At 42.6% G+C, this 6,157-nt stretch carries 6 protein-coding genes; 2 read left to right on the top strand and 4 right to left on the bottom strand.

The features are described from left to right. Positions 1-60 precede the first annotated feature (60 nt). The 4 genes from DEM91_RS07645 to porQ form a co-directional block, all read right to left on the bottom strand. Positions 61-1,143 carry a TonB-dependent receptor gene (locus DEM91_RS07645; protein WP_249858508.1) on the bottom strand — a complete coding sequence of 361 codons (1,083 nt, stop codon included), beginning with the start codon at positions 1,141-1,143 and terminating at the stop codon, positions 61-63. Next, on the bottom strand, positions 1,140-1,802 hold the full coding sequence (locus tag DEM91_RS07640) for a DUF4974 domain-containing protein (RefSeq protein WP_249858507.1): 663 nt from the start codon (positions 1,800-1,802) through the stop codon (positions 1,140-1,142). The genes DEM91_RS07645 and DEM91_RS07640 overlap by 4 nt, the downstream gene beginning before the upstream one ends. Next, positions 1,789-2,298, bottom strand: a complete 510-nt coding sequence (locus DEM91_RS07635) for an RNA polymerase sigma factor (protein ID WP_249858506.1) — start codon at positions 2,296-2,298, stop codon at positions 1,789-1,791. The genes DEM91_RS07640 and DEM91_RS07635 overlap by 14 nt, the downstream gene beginning before the upstream one ends. A gap of 933 nt (positions 2,299-3,231) precedes the next feature. Then, positions 3,232-4,176, bottom strand: coding sequence for a type IX secretion system protein PorQ (porQ, locus tag DEM91_RS07630; protein ID WP_025072281.1), 945 nt, complete (start codon positions 4,174-4,176; stop codon positions 3,232-3,234). A 107-nt stretch (positions 4,177-4,283) separates the two neighbouring features. On the opposite strand from porQ, the gene DEM91_RS07625 reads away from it, so the two are divergent. Beyond that, positions 4,284-5,036, top strand: coding sequence for an energy transducer TonB (locus DEM91_RS07625; RefSeq protein ID WP_249858505.1), 753 nt, complete (start codon positions 4,284-4,286; stop codon positions 5,034-5,036). A 25-nt stretch (positions 5,037-5,061) separates the two neighbouring features. After that, on the top strand, positions 5,062-6,036 hold the full coding sequence (locus DEM91_RS07620; protein WP_249858504.1) for a polyprenyl synthetase family protein: 975 nt from the start codon (positions 5,062-5,064) through the stop codon (positions 6,034-6,036). Positions 6,037-6,157 lie beyond the last annotated feature (121 nt).

Genomic DNA, 6,157 nt, shown 5'->3' with positions numbered 1-6,157 from the left:
CCAAAAGGGCTGACACCTCGTGAGAAGTGTCAGCCCTAAATTATTTTGTTTAATAAAGTTTTACCGGACAGCAATATTTTTGGTCAATTCATCCGCACACAAATAGCCTTTGCCGAAAGTGCCATTGGCAGAGATATCAAAACCGAACTTTCCTTTTCCGTAGCCATAGGAGACGTATGGTCTGACGGCTTTGTAATTGATGAAATCTACAGTGCCACCGACAACCAGTTGCGTGCCGCTTTGCCGTTCTTTGGTAAGAATCCTCAACACACCTCCCATGCCCTGTGCCGCAAATTCGGCAGAAGGATTGGGGATAATCTCAATCTTGTCAATGGTTTCCGAGCGGATGCCTTTTAAATAAGCCACGAGTTCGCTGCCCGAAAGGTGGATGCTGCGATCGTCTATCATGACCTGTGCACCAGAAATGCCATTGATAGAAATGTCATTTCCGTTGAGCCACACGCCGGGAAGTTGCGTCAAGAGCGATTCCGCCGTGTTGCCAACCCCAAGAATCGTGTTGCCGATATTGACTGAATAACGGTCGCCTTTATAAGTGACCGTGGGACGAAGGGTAGTCACCTTTACTTCTTTTAGCGTTTTCGTGTCTTCATATAGGCGGAGTGTTCCCACCCTGTTTTGTGAAAAACGCACATAAGCTGTGCGGTAGCCCACGAAAGATAGTCGCGCCAATACGGGATGAACGTCGCATGGAATGACGAACAATCCGTCGCTATTGGTCACGCCACCCGTGATGAAAGAACTGTCTTTGGGATTGAGCAATGCCACGTTGGCAAACTCTATGGGACGATTGTTGCGGTTCACCAAATGACCGATGTATTTTCGTTCCGCCTTCTGTACACACTCCACGTAGATGTCGTTGCTTTCTCCAATGGTCATTAGAATGGGATAGAAGCCAATCAATTGCTGAATGGCATCGCCCACACGCTTGTTTTGGACGGAAGTCGTCACCTTGAAATCTTCCAGTTCATTGTAAATGAACACTATTTTATAATGTGTGTTTTGTGCTTGAATAAATTTGAGAGCATCCGACATAGAAACGTTGCGGAACTCGTGCGTGATGCGCTGTGCACTAACATTGAAAACAAAAGCACACATGAGAATAAGAAACAAGACTTTTTTCATGGCTCGGTCGTGCTTTGTGATTCAACAATTAGTTGGTTCGCTTCCAATTGGAATTGCAGGGTTTTGAAGTGGTTGAGCATTTCCACCACCTTTCCTATGGGGTACGAGGAATTCCATTCGAAGAACAAGCGCAGTTGTTTTACTTCCTCGTTGCGGTAAACTACATTGATGTGATAGTGGTTGGATAGTTCTGCAAGAATGTTTTCCAAAGGCACATTGTCGAAAAGTTTTACAGCGGGTACGGCTATCGTGTCCTTTCGGACAGTATCGGCAGCGACAATAGTTCTTGACTCTTTCGCTTTGTTCCCCGCAGCGGAATGTCTGTTTGTGGAACGGAAGCCGAAAAAGCCCGTGCTGATGGTGGCAATGGCAATGCCCGAAACCAGCAGTACGCCAATAAATACGGCTGCCACTTTTCGCCAAAGCGTAACGACTTGTGCCTTTACCGGATATTCGTGAGCCAATCGTTTCCACTCTTTGTCCACATCTTCTTCCGTCAGTCGGGAATCGTTCTCGTTGGCACTGGCGGCACTTTTCGTCTTGGAGAGCAAGGAATACAATAGCCTACATTCCTCGTCTTCCAACAGCTCCTCCCATTGCCCACGGGTGTATTCGTGGGGGTGTTCCATCATTTGAAGCAAAAGTTCAGTCTTTTCCATTTCTACCTTTTTTTAGTTGTTCACGTAACTGTTTCATTGCATGACGCAAATGTCTATAGACGGCAGTCTCGCTTATGCCCATCATTTGGGCAATCTCTTTGAAAGTGTGCTTGCCATGGTAGTGCATCAACAGGATTTCCCGGCATCTGGGCGGCTGAATCCTTTCCAATTCTTTTTCCAATGCCTTTATCTCCTCCTCCAATTTTCTCGGCTCTTGGCATTGCTCCAATTCTTGGTCAAGAAGATAAAGTCTTTCCACCCGCTCCTGAATTTCCATGTTCCTGATGCGGTTCAAGCATCTGTTTCGCACGCTTGTCATCAAATACGCAACTGCCGTATCCGCCTTCAAGTCCTTTCCACTTTCAAGAATGTAGGCAAAGACGTCGTGCACAATATCCTTGCTCTCGGCATCATCATGGAGCATGATGCTTGCCAAGCGGTACATTTCACGGTAGTGTTGCTTGAAGAGCGATGCAAGTTGTTTTCTGTCCGTCATACATCTATATTACACATGAAAGTGGATTTACTGAACCATAAATGGAAACTTTTTTACGAAAGTACAAAAAAACGTCTTATACGTAGCGGTTTTCCAATCAACCCAAATAGGGAAAGCTGCGCAACATTTATCTCAAAATTTAACGAACTATTGTTTCATAACAAAGCAAAATTACGGCTTTTCTCTCTAAATGAAGCCTAATGCTCAAAATACTTTTTGGAGGCAGTGCACGACTCTTTCAAAAAAAAGACAATATTTTTACAATAAAAAATATGCTAACAAAACAGCTTTTGTAAAATGGGTGATACGCTTTGTGGATTAAAAATAAATGCTGAATTTTCTTTACAAAGTACCTCTCATAACTCGCATAAAATCAACCAACGGCAAAGTGGGTCGCAAATACGCTAAAAATAAGAACGTTTCATAATCCTTTGTTATTGAACACGTTACACCTAAAGAGCTTCTTTTCTTTCGTGTTTCTACCACTTTTTGGCGATTGAAGCATTGAGATAAGCCTGCTATTTGCATGCTTTAATGCCGTTGAAGTATGTGAATAACACCGCTAATGTATGTTTCCAAGGGCGTTAAATCTATGTTTCAACTTAAAAAGGCATTTATTTTGCTCAAATCAGCCCATTTTTGCAGGTCATTTGCCTATTGAAATTTTCTATTTTGAAGATTTTAGATGGCGGTTTTTTGGTAAAATAACAGGACAAAGTTGTTATTTTGAAAGTGCTTTTGTTGGTTCAAATTTAACGTCATCCAAATATTAAGTTAGGAAATAGCAACCATAGATAGAAAGGATGCACGAGACATAGGAACGAAATAGAACAATATGAATAATGTGCTGTTTCAGCGGAAAAGAACCGATGGATAAGAATAAGTTGCATGGCTCTCTACAGCCTCCACCATGCCATCTATTGGTTTACAGTATCACAATTGGTACGCAGCGTTGATGACAACCGAGCTACTGGAAACATGATATTTGCCGTAAGCAAGATTGATTTTGAAGCGATGAAGGTTGATGCCCGCTCCACACGAAAAGCCTGCCCCATGGTTGCTCTCCTCGTCAATGCTGGTAATGCTCATTTCGTTGGCACGCCTAAAGTTGTAACCAGCGCCCACCCATACTTGGTCGGAGAATAAGATGTCTATTCCAGCAACCAAATGATGTATCAGTTTGTAGTTGAGGTGATTGAGATCCACCAAAGTAGCATGAAACCTTAAAGGAGTGTGTATCAGCCGTTTGCTCACGCCTAATTGTACATCCAGAGGCATACTCTCGTAATTATCATCATAGGCTTTCAACTGTCCTCCCATGTTTTTGGCAACCAAGGATGCCGACCAACCTTTGTCAGGGTTGTAATAATTAATCCCGACATCAATCCCCATTGCCAATGAATTGTAGCCACCAATATAAGATGTGAGCAACTTAGCCGCAATACCTCCAGACCATAAGTCGGACAACATATAGGAGAAATAGCCAGACAGCACAATATCTTTGGCTGAAAATTCTCCTATTTGGACATTTTCAGCTGTGGTTTGCTTCATCTTTCCATAGTCAACATATTGGGCAGCAAGTGCTACAGATGCCCTTTCTTTGATAAGTTTGTTGAAAGCCACACTCAGCATATTGACGCCCGACATATAGTTGAGATAGTTCAAGTTGAGTGTTTTGTCACTCACCGAAGTGAGCAATGCAGGGTTATGGAAAACAAGGGCTTCGTCGTCTTCAATCACTGAAACGTTGTCTCCACCCAAGGCTGCCGCATGCGCACTCATGGGTACACGAAGAAAGTTGTATGTTGTCTGGCTTTCTTGTGCATAGGCGGTGTTCACAAGAAATAAAGAGAAGAGGACAAATGCGGCTTTTTTCATTTAATTTTCCTAATTTATGTGCAAAGTTACAACTATTTTCAAATAACTTATTATCTTTGTGTACTAATTCGTATACTGAATAACGGAAGAAACGGCAGTTTATTGCAGTGGCTCAAGAGGATGCGGATGAGGAAAAAGTAATCATGGTAGTGCATCAGAAATCAGAAAAGCCCTCTCTTGAAGAGAGTAAGACAACAGGTTTTTTGTTAGGTCTCATTCTCGTTTTGTCGCTCTTGTTTGTTGGGTTCGAATATAATAGCCAACCACAAGAGGACACATCGTCGGAGGATATGTTGGACGAATTGGCGCAAGACATTGAGTTACATCCAGCCATAGACGAAAAAGAAATGGTGAGTACTGCTTCTCAACCCTCCACAAAAGTGGTTACTGACCGTATCAAAGCGGTAGATGCTCCCTTGAAACAACAAATAGATAGATTGCTACCCAATACAGCCAGTCCGCTACTTATTGGTGATGGAAGTGCAGAGGCATTAAATGCGAAGATATCAGAAGCCCTGCCTCCTATCCCTTTGGTGAATAACCAATCTCAGAATATCCGAATAGTAGAGCAGATGCCAGAGTTCCCCGGGGGTGGGTCTGCTTTTGTACAATGGCTGACTAATCAGTTGCGCTACCCACCAATTGCACAAAGCAAGAAGGTGCAAGGAAAGGTTGTCGTCTCATTCATTGTCAATAAAGACGGAAGTATTGCCGATATCAAACTCGAAAAGTCGGTTGATCCGTATTTGGATAGAGAAGCCTTACGTGTGATACGCATGATGCCCAATTGGACACCCGGTGTACAAAACAATCGTCCCTGTCGCACAATGGTGGCAGTGCCTGTGGTCTTTAAATTATAAAAATCAATTAAATATATACATTGCTATGATGACATCTAATAAAATGCTGAAGTTAATCAATGAGCAACTCGAGCGTTTGTCTGACAACCGAGAGCCACGTCATCTTTACGAACCGATAGAATATGTGTTGTCGTTGGGTGGAAAGCGCATTCGTCCTATCTTAATGATGTTAGCTTACAATCTGTATCAAGAGCATCCAGAAGAAATCCTAATGCCCGCCTGTGCCATTGAGACTTACCATAATTATACTTTATTGCATGACGACTTGATGGATTGTGCAGACCTAAGGCGCGGTTGTGCAACAGTGCATAAACGTTGGGATGCAAACACTGCCATACTTAGTGGCGACTCAATGTTGGTATTGGCTTATCAACGCATGGCTACTTGTCGGGCTGATTACTTAAAAGAGGTGATTGACCTGTTTACCCAAACTGCTTTAGAGATTGGAGAAGGACAGCAATATGATATGGACTTTGAGAAGCGGGATGATGTGACAGAAGACGAATATATTGAAATGATTCGGCTTAAAACAAGTGTACTTTTGGCTTGCGCCCTAAAAATTGGTGCCATTTTGGGAGGTGCCAGTCAAGAAGATGCAGAGAATTTGTATCGATTTGGAGAAAAAATTGGTTTGGCATTTCAATTACAAGACGACTACCTTGATGTTTACGGAGATACCAAGGTGTTTGGGAAAGCCATAGGTGGAGACATCATCAGCAATAAGAAGACTTACATGCTGATTAACGCATTTAATTTAGCAACCCCCCAACAACGTGCCGAACTCACCGAATGGATACAAAGAGAGCAATTCGATAAGCAAGAAAAGATTGAGGCAGTGACAGCTCTTTATAATGCCATGGGAATTGAACAGTTGGCAAAAGATAAGATTGCTTATTATTTTGAAGAAAGCAAAAAATATTTAGAAGCAGTGAAGTTGCCTGCCGACCGAAAGCAAGAACTGCTGTCGTATGCCAACCAACTCATGAATAGGGTGAAATGAAAGGATGCGAAATCCGATTGTTCGACTTTTTTAAGAAGAGTTGAGTAGCTGTTTTTTAGTATGAATGAACCACGCTGCCAAGTTCAAAGTAGAAATCTCAAAAAATTAGAAAGTCTCGTTA

The organism is Prevotella sp. TCVGH, assembly GCF_023522295.1.
GTDB lineage: Bacteria > Bacteroidota > Bacteroidia > Bacteroidales > Bacteroidaceae > Prevotella > Prevotella timonensis.
The sequence above is the reverse complement of the archived record's forward strand: the minus strand, read 5'-3'. Positions and strand labels throughout refer to the sequence as shown.